The 16,244-nt window shown below is 48.1% G+C and carries 17 protein-coding genes and 1 pseudogene; 3 read left to right on the top strand and 15 right to left on the bottom strand.

Going from position 1 to position 16,244, the window contains the following annotated elements; translation table 11 throughout:
• The first annotated feature begins 73 nt into the window (after nt 1–73).
• Complete coding sequence (locus A0126_RS00880; RefSeq protein WP_088836038.1) at nt 74–1,408, top strand: sugar phosphate nucleotidyltransferase; 1,335 nt, start codon at nt 74–76, stop codon at nt 1,406–1,408.
• Between the two features lie 130 nt (nt 1,409–1,538).
• Here the strand turns inward: A0126_RS00880 and A0126_RS00875 are convergent, their stop codons facing one another.
• Both A0126_RS00875 and A0126_RS00870 read right to left on the bottom strand, forming a co-directional pair.
• Nucleotides 1,539–2,174 (bottom strand): peroxiredoxin-like family protein, encoded by a 636-nt coding sequence (locus A0126_RS00875; protein ID WP_088836037.1) that lies wholly within the window; start codon nt 2,172–2,174, stop codon nt 1,539–1,541.
• A 64-nt stretch (nt 2,175–2,238) separates the two neighbouring features.
• On the bottom strand, nt 2,239–3,282 hold the full coding sequence (locus A0126_RS00870) for a YcjF family protein (protein WP_088836036.1): 1,044 nt from the start codon (nt 3,280–3,282) through the stop codon (nt 2,239–2,241).
• 123 nt (nt 3,283–3,405) lie between these two features.
• Here A0126_RS00870 and A0126_RS00865 point away from each other — a divergent pair, with 123 nt between their 5' ends.
• Nucleotides 3,406–4,011: a hypothetical protein gene (locus A0126_RS00865; protein ID WP_088836035.1), complete on the top strand. Its 606-nt coding sequence runs from the start codon at nt 3,406–3,408 to the stop codon at nt 4,009–4,011.
• A 149-nt stretch (nt 4,012–4,160) separates the two neighbouring features.
• On the opposite strand, the gene A0126_RS00860 is transcribed toward A0126_RS00865, so the two are convergent.
• The 8 genes from A0126_RS00860 to A0126_RS00825 all read right to left on the bottom strand — a co-directional run bounded on the left by A0126_RS00860 (nt 4,161) and on the right by A0126_RS00825 (nt 9,554).
• Nucleotides 4,161–4,640, bottom strand: coding sequence for a GNAT family N-acetyltransferase (locus tag A0126_RS00860; protein ID WP_088836034.1), 480 nt, complete (start codon nt 4,638–4,640; stop codon nt 4,161–4,163).
• A 62-nt stretch (nt 4,641–4,702) separates the two neighbouring features.
• On the bottom strand, nt 4,703–5,404 hold the full coding sequence (locus tag A0126_RS00855) for a YjjG family noncanonical pyrimidine nucleotidase (protein WP_088836033.1): 702 nt from the start codon (nt 5,402–5,404) through the stop codon (nt 4,703–4,705).
• Nucleotides 5,405–5,407: 3 nt separating this feature from the next.
• Nucleotides 5,408–5,878 (bottom strand): DMT family transporter, encoded by a 471-nt coding sequence (locus A0126_RS00850; protein ID WP_088836032.1) that lies wholly within the window; start codon nt 5,876–5,878, stop codon nt 5,408–5,410.
• A 12-nt stretch (nt 5,879–5,890) separates the two neighbouring features.
• Nucleotides 5,891–6,559 (bottom strand): Crp/Fnr family transcriptional regulator, encoded by a 669-nt coding sequence (locus tag A0126_RS00845; protein ID WP_088836031.1) that lies wholly within the window; start codon nt 6,557–6,559, stop codon nt 5,891–5,893.
• A 12-nt stretch (nt 6,560–6,571) separates the two neighbouring features.
• The gene (locus A0126_RS00840; RefSeq protein ID WP_088836030.1) at nt 6,572–6,997 is read right to left on the bottom strand and encodes a DMT family transporter; all 426 of its coding nucleotides are present in this window, start codon (nt 6,995–6,997) and stop codon (nt 6,572–6,574) included.
• 143 nt (nt 6,998–7,140) lie between these two features.
• Nucleotides 7,141–7,479, bottom strand: a complete 339-nt coding sequence (locus A0126_RS00835; protein WP_088836029.1) for a zinc ribbon domain-containing protein YjdM — start codon at nt 7,477–7,479, stop codon at nt 7,141–7,143.
• Nucleotides 7,480–7,767: 288 nt separating this feature from the next.
• Nucleotides 7,768–8,619: a PPK2 family polyphosphate kinase gene (locus A0126_RS00830; protein ID WP_088836028.1), complete on the bottom strand. Its 852-nt coding sequence runs from the start codon at nt 8,617–8,619 to the stop codon at nt 7,768–7,770.
• A gap of 77 nt (nt 8,620–8,696) precedes the next feature.
• The gene (locus A0126_RS00825) at nt 8,697–9,554 is read right to left on the bottom strand and encodes an SDR family oxidoreductase (RefSeq protein WP_088836027.1); all 858 of its coding nucleotides are present in this window, start codon (nt 9,552–9,554) and stop codon (nt 8,697–8,699) included.
• Between the two features lie 126 nt (nt 9,555–9,680).
• Between A0126_RS00825 and A0126_RS00820 the strand changes: the two genes are divergently transcribed.
• Nucleotides 9,681–9,995, top strand: a complete 315-nt coding sequence (locus A0126_RS00820) for a winged helix-turn-helix transcriptional regulator (RefSeq protein ID WP_088836026.1) — start codon at nt 9,681–9,683, stop codon at nt 9,993–9,995.
• A 52-nt stretch (nt 9,996–10,047) separates the two neighbouring features.
• On the opposite strand, the gene A0126_RS00815 is transcribed toward A0126_RS00820, so the two are convergent.
• The 5 genes and pseudogenes from A0126_RS00815 to glmS form a co-directional block, all read right to left on the bottom strand.
• Nucleotides 10,048–11,037, bottom strand: coding sequence for an NAD(P)/FAD-dependent oxidoreductase (locus tag A0126_RS00815; protein ID WP_088836025.1), 990 nt, complete (start codon nt 11,035–11,037; stop codon nt 10,048–10,050).
• A gap of 67 nt (nt 11,038–11,104) precedes the next feature.
• On the bottom strand, nt 11,105–12,001 hold the full coding sequence (locus A0126_RS00810; protein ID WP_088836024.1) for a phosphotransferase enzyme family protein: 897 nt from the start codon (nt 11,999–12,001) through the stop codon (nt 11,105–11,107).
• A 125-nt stretch (nt 12,002–12,126) separates the two neighbouring features.
• Nucleotides 12,127–12,688 (bottom strand): annotated as a pseudogene (locus tag A0126_RS00805) (isochorismatase family protein).
• Nucleotides 12,689–13,081: 393 nt separating this feature from the next.
• Nucleotides 13,082–13,657, bottom strand: coding sequence for a hypothetical protein (locus A0126_RS00795; protein WP_088836022.1), 576 nt, complete (start codon nt 13,655–13,657; stop codon nt 13,082–13,084).
• An 81-nt stretch (nt 13,658–13,738) separates the two neighbouring features.
• Entirely contained in the window at nt 13,739–15,535 is a 1,797-nt protein-coding gene (glmS, locus tag A0126_RS00790) for a glutamine--fructose-6-phosphate transaminase (isomerizing) (protein ID WP_088836021.1), read from the bottom strand.
• Nucleotides 15,536–16,244 lie beyond the last annotated feature (709 nt).

Genomic DNA, 16,244 nt, shown 5'->3' with positions numbered 1-16,244 from the left:
TGTCCAAAGAAATAGGAACTATTATTCATTTGCATAAATACAGTTAACCGTTTCATTGAAAGGATGGATTGGCATGTACATTTTATTATTGTCTGGCGGGTCCGGAAAAAGATTATGGCCCCTTTCAAATGACTTAAACTCAAAACAATTTTTACGCATTTTAGAAGACCCGTCCGGGAAAAAACAGTCCATGATTGAACGTGTTTTTCTCCAACTTCAAGAAATCAAGTTAGCTGAACGCACTCTGATTTCAACAACAAAATCACAGCTCGATGCTATCGAGCATCAATTAGGTCCAGATGTCGCCGTTATTTGTGAACCTTCGCGTCGTGATACGTTTCCTGCCATCATGCTTGCAACAAGTTACTTAGCTGAAAACATTGATTCGACAGAGACAATTGTCATCATGCCCGTCGATTCTTATGTAGATATGTCCTTTTTCGAGAGGTTTAGTTTACTCGATACGGCTGTCCAATCCCATCCTGACGCGTTGCATTTAATGGGTGTCGAACCACTTCATCCAACCTCAAAGTATGGTTACATTATTCCAGAAACAGCCAATCAGATGGCACGGGTAAAGAAGTTTCAAGAAAAGCCGACAATCATCTTAGCTGAACAATTAATTAAAGAAGATGCACTTTGGAGTTGCGGTGTCTTTGCTTGCCAACTCGATTTTCTTATTAAACAATTGTTTGCTCAAAACGTTCCTACCACCTACTGTGATCTACTCCGCTCTTACGACTCTCTTGAAAAAACATCTTTTGACTATGCGGTTGTTGAAAAAACGGAACTGATTTACGTACATCGGTATGAAGGTCCGTGGAAAGATCTCGGAACCTGGAATACGTTAACGGAGGAAATGCCGAGTGTTCTTCATGGAAATGCTCATCTTCTGAAATCAACAAATACACATATTGTAAACGAACTTCAAATTCCAGTTCTCGGAATTGGATTGGATGATTTAATAGTTTCCGTTAGTCCTGACGGTGTCTTGGTTTCTTCTAAAGAAGAAACGACCCATTTAAAAGAATATCTCGTCCACCAAGACCGACCTCCACAATTTGAATGGAAACGCTGGGGCTATGCGACAATTTTGCATCAACAATTACTTGAAGATGGACGATATGCAATTACACGACGCTTGCACATTAAAGAAAATCATCAAATCAGTCATCACTATCATGAACATACCGCCTCAACCTGGAGCATTCTTAAAGGAAGAGCGGAAGCAATCATTGATGGTAAACATCAGACGCTTGAAGCACCATCGGTTGTCCACATCCCCCAAGGCGTCTCACATACATTAAGAACGGTAAATGACTTAATTATGATTGAAATCAAACACTCCGTCGATTGGACAGAAGAAGACAACTATCCATTTCCAACCTCATTTCCCACTCAAGATTAATTCGTTTTTTATACTGTAGTTCTTTTTAAAATAATTCCGTCGCATACATCAAACAGCAGTCCTTCGTCTTATGAACGAAGGACTGCTGTTTACGAATAGAAAAATAAAGGAGTTGATCATTTATAACATTTTAAAGTTTTGAGATGATCGTTAACGGATCAACACGTTGCGTGTAGTCAGACGGAACGTCAGCAAACGAAATTTCACCTGACGGCTGAATGATGAACGTTGCTGGTTTCGGTAGCTGCCAGTCTTCATTCCCGTTATGTCCGGCAACGTCCAGCCCTGATTCTTTGTACACTTCAACTAAATAGTCCGGCATCTCGAAGACGAGATCAAATTGCCCTGCGACGACATTATCGACGTCACTGAGGACAGCGAACTCTAAGTCATTTTTTTCTTGCGTCGAGAGTGAATGATCCGGTGTCTCAGGACTGATTGCGACGAGTGTCGCTCCTTTTTCCTGAATCTTCGCCAGTTCACGTTGGTACGCACGGAGCTCTAAGTTACAGTACGGGCACCATCCGCCACGATAGAACGTGACGATGACGGGACCTTGTTCAAGTAAATCCGCTAAAGCGACGGATGTCCCTGCCGCGTTCGGTAGCGTAAAGCGAGGTGCCTCATCTCCGACAGCTAATCCTTTTGCTCCGTTTGATGCTGCGAGTTCTTCTGTTGCTTGCGTCATCAGCTTCTGCTTTTCAGCCGGTGCTTTTTGACGGAACTGTTCTTGATACGCTTGAATTTCTTCTAATAATGTAGACATGACAATCCCTCCCTGTTGTTTTTCATAGCATAACAGGGTATTTCAAAAAAGACTGAGATTATGCTCACTCCGATTTTTTTCGGAATCGTTTCACAAATCCTATCAGACTTTCCGGTGTCAGTTCGAGTTTGTTCTCGTACGCATATTTTGTTCCGTAACCAAGTGCGAGTGTCGCCGTCGAGGCGATACCCGCTCCGAATACAGCCCCGTACCCGGGCACCATCTTCGCCAGTTGGCGAAAAGCCGTTTTTCCTGAATTGCCGACGATTGTCACGACAAGTAACTCTTTCGCACTTTCTTTCGATAAGTTCCGTTCATATAAGTTCGACAGCTTCAGCATCAAACCGATTTGAATCGACGTCAACGGAATGATATCTGCGCCCGGGAACGGGACCGCTCCGATTGCACCAGCCGCCGTCCCGGCCCCGACAATCCAGTTGTTAGCGACTTTCCCCCGTAACGAAGGATCGATTTCGCGGACAAACAGATTATCCTTGTCGAACTTTTTTAGGATATCGAGGACCTCACGCCGCAACCGGTCGATATTCGTCCCATCCTTCGCTGATACAGGGACAAGGGTCGGTCCCGGTAACTTCGTTTCGATGTGCCGGGTGACGGTCTCTAAGTCGTTCGTCGCATCAATCTTCGTCACGACGATGATGATGTTTTTATTATGGGCATAAATCTTATTGAAATTTTTTGTTTCCGTCTCCGATAAGACGGTCCCCGCTGCATTCAAGAAATACAAAATAACATCCGCACTTTCGTAAAACTGCCACGTCGTATCTGAATTCAAGCTGTTCGCGTCATTGAGTCCCGGCGTATCGACGAAGATGACTTTATCTTCCGGGTGCTGCCGAATCTGATCGATGCGTGTCGTTTCACCCGGTTGCGCTCCGACCGTCGCGACGTCACGCCCAAGAATCGCATTTAATGTCGACGATTTACCGGCATTGACGTCGCCAATCAGGGCGACGGTCACTTCTTGATTAAGCGACTGGTTAAAGTCGCGCCGTTCTGCTTCAAACGATTGGTCAAATACTTCCTCAAGCTTTGATTTCCGTTTCTGTTCATTCGTCTCAAGTCCCTCACCAAAAAAGTCGTCCATCGTTACCCCTCCTGAAAATATGTGCTGTCAGTCTTTTCCCGTTCTTCATTGAAATCATCCAAGGAAAACGATAAGCTTGATGATGGATAATGTTTCCAACACACGAAGGAAGGGGCTTCTTCTATGAAGAACTGGATGTACATACCACTTGCCGCCCTTATCTTGACAGGGTGCAGCCAAAACCACGATCAAATCGAATCCGCTACGAAAAAAGTACCTATCACCCAGGCCACTTCTACCTTCACACTCTCCCCCCTACCCGTTACAGAAGGGGAAGAAAAATTTGCCACACTTGCCAACCAACAGATTGGCGCCGTTCAGCTAAAAGGAACATTAAAGGCGACCCACTGGCTAAAAGGTGTCGAATATCTCCCGGACAAACAAGAACGGGTACTGTTCTCGATGGAACTTGAACCGAAAAAGTACGATACCACGATCCGGTTTTCCCAGTCTTTCTCGGATGATCTGATTCAATTCGGGATTGATGTCGGTGATACGGTACTCTTCGGTGACGATACGTTTACGCATCTTGATGATTACATCGTTCGCGGTGCCGACTTCCGCTCAAAAACGGCTACGGCGACCCCTTATAATCTTTTGATGGTCTATCATCTGTCAAAAAATAAAGAAATGCGCGGGTTTAATTTAAATGAGGTCACGCGTCCCGCTGACGTACCACTCAAAAAAGGAGAGCGGATTTTCGGAATCGTATTATCCAATCAGAAGTAAAGCAGAACCCGTCCCGCACTTCTAGTTCAGACGGGTTTTTCCTTGTCCTTTCATGTCGTTCTGAAACGAATAATTCAACAAAGAGTGGCAGACTCAATCGCTGCCACTCTTTGTTGTATAGAAACTGACTTTTGCGTCAGCCCCATTTTTTAAATTTCACTTCTCCGCTCGAGTAACACGGTATCCCGCCAGACACCAGCCAACTGTCCGATTCGTTCCCGACGACCGACTTCCCGGAAACCGAACCGTTGATGGAGTTTGAGGCTGGCGATGTTTTCCGGAAAGATTTGTGAATGCAACGTCCAGATGCCTGCTGCTTCACTCGACGTAATGACCGCCTGCATCAATACCGTCCCGACTCCTTTTCCCCGTGCGTCTTCATCGATATACAAACTGACTTCGGCAACACCGGCATAGGCCGGAATCGACGAAAATGGACTGATGGCGATCCATCCGAGCATTTTCCCGTCTTTTTCCACCACAATCCGGCTGTGTATGTGGTGATGGGCATCCCAGTAGTCAAACGACGGTACTTCCGTTCGGAACGTCGCATTTTGTGTCTCGATTCCTTGCTGGTAAATCCGACCGACTTCCGGATAATCTGCTGCGGTCATCGCTCGTAGATTCATGACAACCTGCTCCTTTTCTAGTCTTTTATCGCTTCGCGTCAAACGATCTTGACATATTTTCGTTATCGAACTCGTTCCGTCGTCCGCAACAGATCAAGCAACTGTTCGAGCCGTTCGATGGTGTAGGTCGGTGTCAACTCACTCGGAGCCGTTTCCTGACCCGGGTTAAACCAACACGTATCAATTCCGGCCGAAATGCCGCCTTGGATATCTGCAGTCAAGGAGTCGCCGATGAGCAGTGTTTGCTCCGGACGGAATTCCGGAATCCGGTCGAACACATACGTAAAGAAAGCACGCATCGGTTTTTGATAGCCCGTGTCTTCGGAAACAAAAATCTGATCGAAGTACGGCAACAGTCCTGAACCAGCGAGCCGTGCATGTTGTGTCCGCGAGACACCGTTCGTCACGACGTAGAGTTGGTAATGTCCTTTTAACTGCCCGAGTAATTCGTGTGCTCCGTCAATCAAATCCGTTCCCTGACCGAGATACGTCCGGTAGCGCTCATCCATCTGTTTCCCGTCGACCACCCATCCCTGCTCTGCAAAAAACGTCACGAAACGTTCCGAGATGACTGCGTCTCGCGTCACTTCCCCCCGTTCGAGGGCTGCCCATAAGGCTTTGTTAATGGACCGGTACCGGGTTTCACGTTCTTCCGTCCATTCGAGCTGTTCGTCCACGAATAGTTTTCGCAGCGCCCAGCGTTCCGTTGCGTCAAAATCAAGTAAAGTATGATCGATATCAAAGAGTAATGTTGTATAGTTCATTCGTCATGCTCCTTTTCGTAAGATCCGTTTTTCTGTCAGCTTCCCGCCGAGTTGGAACAAAAGCACCCCGCCGCCAATCAAGAGAACGCCGACTGCCTTCGTCCATGTGAAGGCGACCTGTTCGAGACCGAACCAGCCGAGCGTGTCCCAGAGCAGGGCAAAGAGGATTTGTGAGACCATGACGATCGAGATGGCGTAGCTCGGTCCGAGTTGCTGGACGCCTTGCGTCACAGACAGGACGACGCCGACACCGATGATGCCACTGAACCAAAACCACGGCTGCATGCCGGTCATTGAAAAAAGTGCCGTCCCTTCAACGAGCAATCCAATCGTCATTGAAGCGAGAAAGCCGAGTCCAAGGACTAACGTCGTCGTTGCCCAGGCTCCGACCCGTTCTTTGACTTTGGCGTTAAAGGTGTTTTGCATACAGACGAGCATCCCGCCAAATAAGGCGAGTAAAATCCCAAGTGTCATCGTGCTTGCCTCCTATTCATAGATACTTTCCCCGACACGCTCCATTAAACCCGCGCGGTCGATGATCTCAATCGTCCGTTTCGTCCGGTCAATCAATCCCTCCCTGCTGAACTGGAGTAACACCCGGTTCAGGTGCCGGTAGCTCGTCCCGATCAAATCCGCTGCATCGACTAAATCCGTGACCGGCAGAGTTTGTTTTTCCGGTGTCATCGACAACAGATAACTCGCGAGCCGGACTTCGACCGGATATAAAAGATTAAAGCTCATCGAGTGCGATTTCAGTTCGAACTTCATCGTGATCGTCTCGAGCAAAAAACGTAAGAATGCCGGATTGTCCGTTCCTGCTTGTTCGAGTGCCGCGTAACTGATCCGGAAGACTTGGACCGGCGTTACAGCCTCGACCGTATTCATCAAGGGGATACGGCGGACATATTCGATATCGCCGACCAGATCGAACGGATGCTTGAAGGAAAGAACGAGCCGTCGTCCTGCCGCTGACATATGCGTGATCTTCAACTTTCCTTCGACGAGCAAATACAGCTGTTTCGCGTCATCGCCCTGCTGGCATAAGTATTCACCCGGCTCGACCTCGACACGTTCGAGATGACGGCGTAAGCGCTCGTCAAAGACATGCGTCAATTGAAAACGGTCCAAGTATGTCGCAAGTCGCTCATCCTCCACACGAATCCCTCCTTATAGTTTCAAGATTAAGACACCGCCGACCATCAACAAAATTCCGATGACTTGCGGCAGCTGCAACCGACGTTTCATCATTCCGAACCAACCGTTCCAGTCAATCAAAAGGGCCAGACCGAGCTGGGCGATCAAAAAGAGTGAAATCGTCAATGTCACACCCATCAAATGCACGGCTGTGATATTACTGAACAAAACAGCCGCCGCCAGTGCGCCTCCTGATAGATAAAGCGGCTTGACGCGACGCATCTCTTGAAACGTCCGATCGCGTAAGGCGAATGTGATCAATAAGGCGACGATGAAGCCTGTCATTTGGGTCACGGTCGCTGCCTGCCAGGTCCCGATTCCATCACTGATTCGGGCATTGGCGACACTTTGGAGCGTCAGAAAAAAACCGCCGCTGATTGCAAAAAGGATGCCTCGCATCTGTATCGCCTTCCTTTCGTTATCTTCTTTCATCCTATCCTAAAACGACGGTGGATGATTGATAAAGGACATTTGTCCTGAACATAAATTCATTCGTCGAACATACAAAACCGCCATGTCGACCTGACTGGCGGTTTTTTACATCAGATTTTTTTAACGAACTCGGATTTCAGCTTCATTGCACCTAGGCCATCAATCTTGCAATCGATGTCGTGATCTCCATCGACGAGACGAATTCCTTTGACACGGGTTCCTTGTTTGACGACGAGCGATGTGCCTTTGACCTTCAAGTCTTTGATGACCGTAATCGTGTCGCCGTCATGCAATTCGTTTCCGTTCGCGTCACGGATGACCGCCGTCTCTTCCGTCACGTCCGCTTCAGCCTGCGTCCATTCATGCGCACATTCCGGACAGACGAACAGATTTCCATCTTCATATGTATAGCTCGATCCACAGTTCGGACAGTTTGGGTATTCAGTCATGTGTGATTCCTCCAAATCGTTCATCGTTTCTTCCCTGTTTAGTATAACGTGTCTGACAAAAACGAAAATAACAAATTAAAAAAATGCTTAGACAACCTCTTATGAAGCGTGAATATGCTAGAACGAGAGGCAATCCGTTCGCGCTGCCCTGTCCCGCCTCGTCTTCAAAGCGGCACGTTTCGTTGACTCCTACGGGGGGGAAGAAACGAAACGTGACGCTTTATCTCCCGACAGAACTTTGTCTACAGCCTAAAAAACCGTTCATCGTCTGACGATGAACGGTTTTGATTATTCATTTTCCAGCTTTTTGATTGCTTCATCTAGTTTTTCTTGATCCTCGTCCGACACTTCAGGAAACTGCGGATTGATATCGCGTAAAACGTCGTTCATGACTTCTGTCACGATGTAACGTCCGAACCAGTCATCATCGGCCGGTAGCACGTACCATGGCGCATTTTCCGTTGATGTGTTTGAAATCAAATCGGCAAAGATGTCTTGATACTCATCCCAATGTTCCCGCTCCTCAACGTCACTAAAAGAAAATTCAAAGTTCTTTTTCGGGTCTTTCATCCGTTCGAGCAACCGTTCCTTTTGTTTGTCCTTCGAAACATTGAAGAGAAACTTGACGACACGGATTCCGTTCTCGACCAGGTACTGCTCGAAGTCATTGATTTGCCGGTACCGCATCTGCCAAACGTCTTGATCGTTCGGGAGTTCTTCCTCCTCAAGCAGGTTATGAATACGCGGTGCGATGACATCTTCATAATATGAGCGATTTAAAATGCCGACTTCTCCTTTGGCCGGCAACCCGTCATGAATCCGCCATAGAAAATCGTGTTTTTGTTCTTCTTCTGACGGTTTCTTGACGGAAATCGTCTTCAAGCCCTGAGCATTCAGATTTGAAAAGATATAGCTGATCGCTTCATCTTTCCCACCGGCATCGATTGCCTGCAGGACGACTAAAATACCTTGTTTTTCTTCTGCATGAAGCCGCCAGTGTAGCTCTTTCAATTCCTCGACGCTCTCTGGAATGTATGTCTTGAGTAATTGTTCTTCAGAAATCCGGTCCGGATCAGATGTTTGGTAATCAGCTAAACTGACGTTCGCATCCGGAGCAACTCGATATTTTTTGATGTCCATTTGAATCCTCCTCTAACTTTCGCTCACTCTCAAAAGAATACCCTGAGAAGGACTTCGGAAAACCCGTTCAAATGAACTTATCTTTTAATCAATCGTTCTAATGCATTGTTGATTACGACAGGCGGGCGACCGAGAATTTGTGCAAAGTCCTGACTTTCAACAGCAAGCGTATCGTTTGCAATCCCTTCTTGAATCGAGACAAGCATCGGGATGAGGAAGTCCGGGAGACCCGCTTGTTTCATGATATCAGCATACGTTGCTACATCCACTTGTTGAACAGTGACAGGTCGAGCAAGAACCGCTCCGAGTGCCTCGGCGATTTCTGTTTGTGTCAACAATGGACCCGACAGTTCATAGATAGCTTGTTTTGGAGCATCTGTTGTCAAAACAGTAGCGATTGCTTCTGCATAGTCGTCCTGCAACGCCCAGCCGACTTTTCCGTCACCCGCTGCTGTCAACCAGTCTGCTCCGTTACGTACAGCGTCAATCGTCGCCTGCTCGTTTTCAAGATACCAGTTGTTCCGGAAGAAAATATAAGGGATACCTGTCTGTTCAATCAATCGTTCTGTTACCTGGTGCGTCCGTGCCAAGAAATTTTGACTTGCTTGTGCATTGGCAATACTCGTGTAGGCGATCAGGCCGACGCCTGCAGCCTGCGCTGCCTCGACTGCTGCCGTGTGTTGCCGGATCCGTGTAGCTTCTTCCCCGTCCGTTGAAATGATCAACAAACGATCAATCCCTGCAAAGGCCGTTGCTAACGTAGTTGGCGCATCAAAATCTCCATGACGGACTTCGACACCACGTTCTTTGAGATTCGCTGCTTTTTCGACATTTCGGACACTGACGACAAGGTCGTCCGCACTAATCCGCCCTAACAGATGATTGACAATCTTAGTTCCTAATTTTCCAGTTGCTCCTGTAATCAATAGCTTCATGGGTATTCGCTCCTTTTTCTATCAAATGCCTATCCTGTACCTAATCTTATTACAGGTGGTACACTAATCCTAGTAGGCACCTTTTAGATACTTGGTCACCTAAACAGAACCATTGGAGGACACTAAATGAATCTTACCGAACAGCGGACGGCTTGTCCGGTCACTCGTGTGCAAACCATCATTTCTGGTAAATGGAAAATCCTCATCCTGTGGCATCTCAAACAAGGAACACAACGCTTTGGCGCCTTACAACGTCTGCTGCCCGGAATTTCTAAGGGCATCTTAGCACGTCAACTACGCGAACTTGAGCAGGATGGCATGTTGCTTCGAAAAGTCTACCGGGAAGTGCCGATAAAGGTCGAATACTCATTGTCCGACACGGGACTTAGTTTTTTGCCGATTTTAGATGCAATGGCTGCTTGGAGCCTGTCGCACATTTAGAATCTGATCAATAATAAAGGAGTATGCCATGTCGCATACTCCTGCTTTTACTTCATTTCGTCAGAACGTGTTGCTTAAAATGCGCATCGATTGTCGCTGCGACACGTAGACCGGATATGACGGCACTCTCAACCCGTGTCCGTCCCGAGGCATCATCTGCTTCAAGGAAGGCATCCCCGGCAAGCCACAGCGGATGGTGATTCAGTTTTAGAAACGGCGTGTGGAAGACATCGCGTGCCTGAGCGTAACGCCATCGTTTCAACTGACGGGAGATGAGTTCGACGGGACCGAGTTGTGCTTGCAGGAGCCGTTCGATTTCAGTGAGCGTCTCCGCTTCCTCCTTGTCATACCAGGATTCACTCCACTCACCCGTCATGTAGACACTCAGTAAAGGTGTCGCCGAGATTTCTTTTTCTGCGTTGTTGACGAGCTTCAGCATCCCGGGGACAAGTCCTTCGTCCGCCAGACCGACCTCCCCAATTTCGAGCGGTTCTTTCAGTTCAAACAGGCCGACAAATGTCGGTTCGAACGTGACACGGCTTAACGCTGTATGATCGGCTGCGTCAAGCGTCAGCCGGGACGCTTCCAGTAAGTCATAGGCTTGCGGAACCGGTGCTGTCACGAGCATCGCGTCATAGACCCGTGTCCGGCTATCTGCAATCGTCCGCAAAACCGTGTCCGCTTCAATCCGTACGACCTGTTCGTTCAAGTGGACCGGAATCCCGCGTGCAATCGACTGAACGAGTTGATTCATCCCGTTAATCGCGATATACCGTGGAAAATCATCACCGAACCATTTCCGAATCAATCCGCGTTCGAGCCATTCATCGACTTCCTGCGCCAGTTCATCCGTCCGGACGGTGAAAAAGACAGCTCCGTGGTCCGCCTTTCCCTGATCGATTCGTCGTGTCGCCATGCGTCCCCCGACACTTTGGCTTTTTTCGATGATCTCGACCTCGTATCCTTCGACTTGTAATTGACGGGCAGCGAACGTCCCCGCAAGTCCACCGCCGATAATTCCGATTCGTTTTGGTTGTTCCATCTGATACATCCCCCTCCACTTGCTTCATTTCCACAAGTATAGCGGTTCGCTCGTCAAACGACGTCTTTTAACGTTCTTCGAATATGCTCGTCCGTTCGAGTTCAATTAACAAGCGGGCATGGTTGTTGTCAAAAAACTGTTGGTGCTGCGCTAATCCACGCTGGACGCACCAGCCGATTCCCGTCAGTGCTTCAAACAGACGGTAGTACGGCAAATAGACTTCAATCGGTTCCGGTGTCCGAATTTGGCCGTATCCGTTTTGATAAGCACCCAGCAGAGCGCTGCCACCTTGGAAGACGTCCCGGTCGAGTTTCGTGAAGTCGATCTCCGTCGCTCCGAAACGTGAAGTTTCAAAGTCGATCAGTCCAGTGAGGTTTCCGCCGTCTGCGAGCAGATTCCCGAGCCGGAAATCGAGATGGACGGCGACCGGACGCGACGGTTCCGGTAACTCACGTTCACGCCGTTTTAATTCTGTAAAGGCGGCTTGATAAAGGGCAGGCGGCAAAACTTGTTGAATCGCCGGCTCGAATGAGGTCATCTTCGCATTTCGGAAGACACGCCAGTCCTGTGAGGTAAACGCGGTGAAGCCGTTCTCCTCAAAATCGCCGTACGCCTCACGGGTACACGTATGGAGTGTTGCGTGAAGCCGCCCGATTTGCGAGACCAGTTCCGGTGTCACTTTTTCAATCGTCGAACCGGCAAGTGCTTCGAGCACAAACGCACCCGTCGTCTGTTCGGTTGGTCGCGCCGCCATGAGAATCTTCGGGACAGCGACACGACTGGCTAAATACGTCAGCCATCCGTGCTCCCGGTACCATTTATCAGCCGTATAGGGTCGCTTTAAAAAAACAGTCCGACCGTCACGCAGAACCAGCCGGTCGACTTCGGAACTGTACGAATCCGTGACGGAAAAAATCTCTGCTACATCGAGATCAAACGATTGAATCCACTCTTCGCGGGTCATAATGCATCCCCCAGTCGTTTTTCAAGGATTTCGGGCAGTCCGTCAATTGCGGCTGTATCGAGCATCTGATAGGTTAAATAAACAGTCTCTTTTATCTTTCGCAGTTCAATCATAACTTCACTCCTTTATGTTCTGTGCTGATCGTGGATCGGTTCAAACAACTTTTCGGTTGACGGCCGGACCAGCGCAAAATGTTCGACATTGTAGTGACCGTGCAAAACTTGATTGTGATGGGCAATCATCTACTCCGCCGATAAAACATCGGAGCCGTTCGTCGTATGTCCGTCAGCAACGAGCGTCACATCAAATCCATTGACGGTTGCACTGCGGACCGCGGTATCGATGCAGTGTTCCGTCTTACAGCCGAGGATGACGACATGTTCGATTTGTCGTTCATTCAGATACTCAAGCAGTGGTGTCCCGTGAAACGCATTCGTTGCAGCTTTATCGAACGTCACCGCCTGATCTGGAATCTGAATCGAGGAGTGCACCTCAAACCCCGGTCCGTTTCCGTCCGCGACATCAAGATCCCGGATGAAGACAATCGTATGAGCATGATTCTGTGCTTCTTGCACGACTTGATTGATGACCTGACTGACGGGCATCTTTCGCATGAACACCTGACTCTTCTGCCGTCCCTTCGACGAGATCCTGTTGAAAATCAATAATGAGTACCGCTTGTCGCATCTGAATGTCCCTCCTTTTGGTTTCTTTACTTTTCTTCTTTCCCTTCCCTACTGGAAAGTCCTGTTTTTCACAAGAGATTTTAAGCTTTGCGAAACTTTTGATTGACTTGATGCGTTGAATAAGATGATGGAAAGGATGTTACATATGGACCTATTGCCACTCTTTTTCGTGATTTTCGTAATTGTCTTAGCTGTTAATCTGTTTCTCGATAAGATAATCATGAACCGGCGCCTTTCTCGGAACGTCTTCATGAAGAATCTCTTCGTCTGCTTTTTGATTTCACTTGTTTTGTTAAGCTTCTTCTATCTTCAGTCCATGATGAACTAACAAATAGACCGTACACTCTCTGTTGAGCGTGTACGGTCTATTGACGATTACTCGATTTCAGTATTTCTACTGCTTTGTTACCTTGCGTAAACGGTAGTATTTTGTAAGTCGAAATCCGACATAGGCTGAATCCCCTAAGAGTGGATAAGATGTCCGCTGATATATATTCCAGTAGCTGATGATGCGACACTCAATCCGTGTCATGTAAACATCATTTGCTTGTAGAAAGGAACACAGATTTTCCTCAGGCCACCTCTCTAAAATCGGTTCGATTCGTTCTAGAATTTCTCTTACATATTCCCCAGTCAATTCAATCAGATAAAGCAACACCCAGTCTGTATCCGCCTGTTCTTCTTGTAATCGTTGAACATATTTCTCGCGGATATAACCATTGTGATGGCGCGTATACAAGCAATAGAGCAGCCACCGTTGTTGTTTCGTCAACGTCTCGATTTTCACCTTTGGTACTTCATCCAAGTACACGCGAGACGGCAAATTCAACTTTTCTTGCCAATACGCGATTTCAATCGTCCCCCACGTCACCGGTCTAAACAATCGGTGGGGGAAGAGACGTCTCACAGCCTCCACGTCTACTGCACAGGATTGCGGAAAAGCTTGGAGCCAGTTTGTTTTCATCTGCATATGTGTTTCACCACTCATTCCTTCAGTGCTAGGTAATAAAAAAGTCATACTCCAACTGGAAGGAGTATGACTTGAATGTTTTTATTCGACTGTTACTGACTTCGCCAAGTTACGTGGCTTGTCGACGTCGCAATCACGGCCGAGTGCCGCGTAGTACGAGATCAACTGAAGTGGTAAGACTGAAAGTAATGGTGACAAGAGCGGCTCGACTGACGGGATGACGAATGCATCCGTCGGCAATTCGAGACCTTCTGAAGCGATGACACATGCGTTCGCGCCACGTGCGACGACTTCCTTGACGTTGCCTCGGTTGTTGAGGTGAACGTGCGGTTGTGTCACGAGGGCGATGACCGGTGTGTTGTCTTCAATCAAAGCGATTGGACCGTGTTTCAATTCGCCGCCAGCGTACCCTTCTGCCTGGATGTACGAAATTTCTTTGAGCTTGAGTGCCCCTTCCATTCCGACATACGCATCTTGACCACGGCCGATGAAGAAGGCGTTGCGTGATTCAGACAAGTATTCTGCAGCGATCTCTTGGAACCGTTCTTTTTGTGACATGACGGATTCCATTGCGCTTGAAATTTTACCGAGTTCTTTCATGAGATCGAAGTTGACGTCGACGCCTTTTGCTTGAGCCAGGTCAAACGCGAGGACCGCAAGAACAGCAATTTGCGCTGTGTATGCTTTTGTTGAGGCAACTGCGATTTCAGGACCGGCATGCAACAAGAGTGTTGCGTTTGCTTCACGTGAAAGTGTTGATCCCGCGACGTTCGTGACCGTCAATGCTGGGTGACCAAGTTTTTTCGCTTCAACGAGAACGGCACGGCTATCCGCTGTTTCACCTGATTGTGAAAGGAAGAGGAAGAGTGGTTTCTCTGTCAAAAGTGGCATGTTGTAGCCGAATTCAGACGAGATGTGGACCTCTGCCGGAATCCCAGCGATTTGTTCAATCAATTGTTTCCCGATCAAACCAGCATGGTAGCTTGTTCCGCAACCAATGATATAGACGCGGTCACGACCAAGGACTAAATCACGAACCGATTGATCGAGTGTGATTTCGCCAGCTTCGTTTTGGTATTTTTGAACGATGTTCCGGATGACGGCTGGCTGCTCATCCATTTCTTTAAGCATATAGTGCGCGTATGTCCCTTTTTCGATATCAGAAGCATCAATTTCAGCTGTATACGCGTCACGCTCTTGCACGTTTCCGTCTAAATCCTGGATTGTGACACTGTCACGCGTTAAGATGATCATTTCACCGTCATGTAACTCAACGAACTGATCCGTTACTTGAAGCATGGCCATTGCGTCAGACGCAACGACGTTGAACGTGCCGTCTCCGAGACCAACGAGAAGTGGTGATTTATTTTTTGCGATATAAAGAACGTCCGGGTTTTCTGCATCGATTAAAGCGAGCGCATACGAACCGTGGAGCACGCGAAGTGTTTGACGGAAGGCTTCCGTGACATCACCTGTTGCGTCAAAGTTCTTTTCAATCATCTGAACGATGACTTCTGTATCCGTGTCGCTGAGTAAATCGACGTTAAGTTCTGCTTTTAACTGCTCATCGTTTTCGATGACACCGTTATGCACGAGTGTAAAGCGTGATGATGCACTTTGGTGTGGGTGGGCGTTCGGAACACTTGGTACACCGTGTGTTGCCCAACGTGTGTGACCGATTCCTACTGTACCGTCTGCTTCTGCAGGGACGACTTCGCGTAGCGCAGCGATGCGACCGACTTCTTTATGAACCTGAACGCCGTCATTGACGAACGCAAGACCTGCCGAGTCATAACCGCGGTACTCGAGTTTTTCGAGACCCTTTAGTAAAATTTCTTTCGTGTTAACTTCTCCGATCATACCTACGATTCCGCACATATTGATTCTCTCCCATATCAAGTATTTCCCTGAAGAGGAAACGGCTCTTGTCGAGAGTTATCAGCACTTGCTTGTTTGTCCGTCTAATCACTTAGACGATTTCAAGTAAGTTTACGGTACTGATAAGGTACCGGGAGGCATCCGCCGAATGATTCGATAAACCTCCACCTCGTCAGCTGCCTATCACATAGTCAGCCCTGGCGCTTCTGTTTCTGTCCGACTCCGTTTCTGTCCGACTTTACAATCATACGAACTTTAATTGGAAAAAGCAAGGAAGGTAACGTATTTGTAACTATTCCCGATATCTTTCTAAACAATACTTCTAATCCCTAGATTTTGTAAAAAAAAGAATTAAGCTTCTGTACCTACTCATCCACCCTCCAACGAACCCGTGTCCCTGTCCGACTTCTACAGGAAAAGGAAGCTCTGCTTACGGCAGGAACAAGCAAGACCCGGGCAGCCTCAAGTTGGCCGCGGCTTGCGTTCCGCCTGAGAAAAGCGGGCAGAGGACAGCGGTGTCGTCCCCTTCTCTCTCCTATGATCCAAACACTGTTCCTACTCCAGACCCACGCTATTTCTGAAACGAACCCGTACCCCTGTCCGACTTCTACAGGAAAAGGAAGCTCCGCTTCCGACAGGAACAAGCGAGACCCGGGCAGCCCCAAGCTGGCCGCGGCTTGCGTTCCGCCTGAGAAAAGCGGGCACAGGA

The organism is Exiguobacterium sp. N4-1P (genome assembly GCF_002214325.1).
Note: the sequence above shows the minus strand (reverse complement) of the source record. Positions and strands in the feature narration are given on the sequence as shown.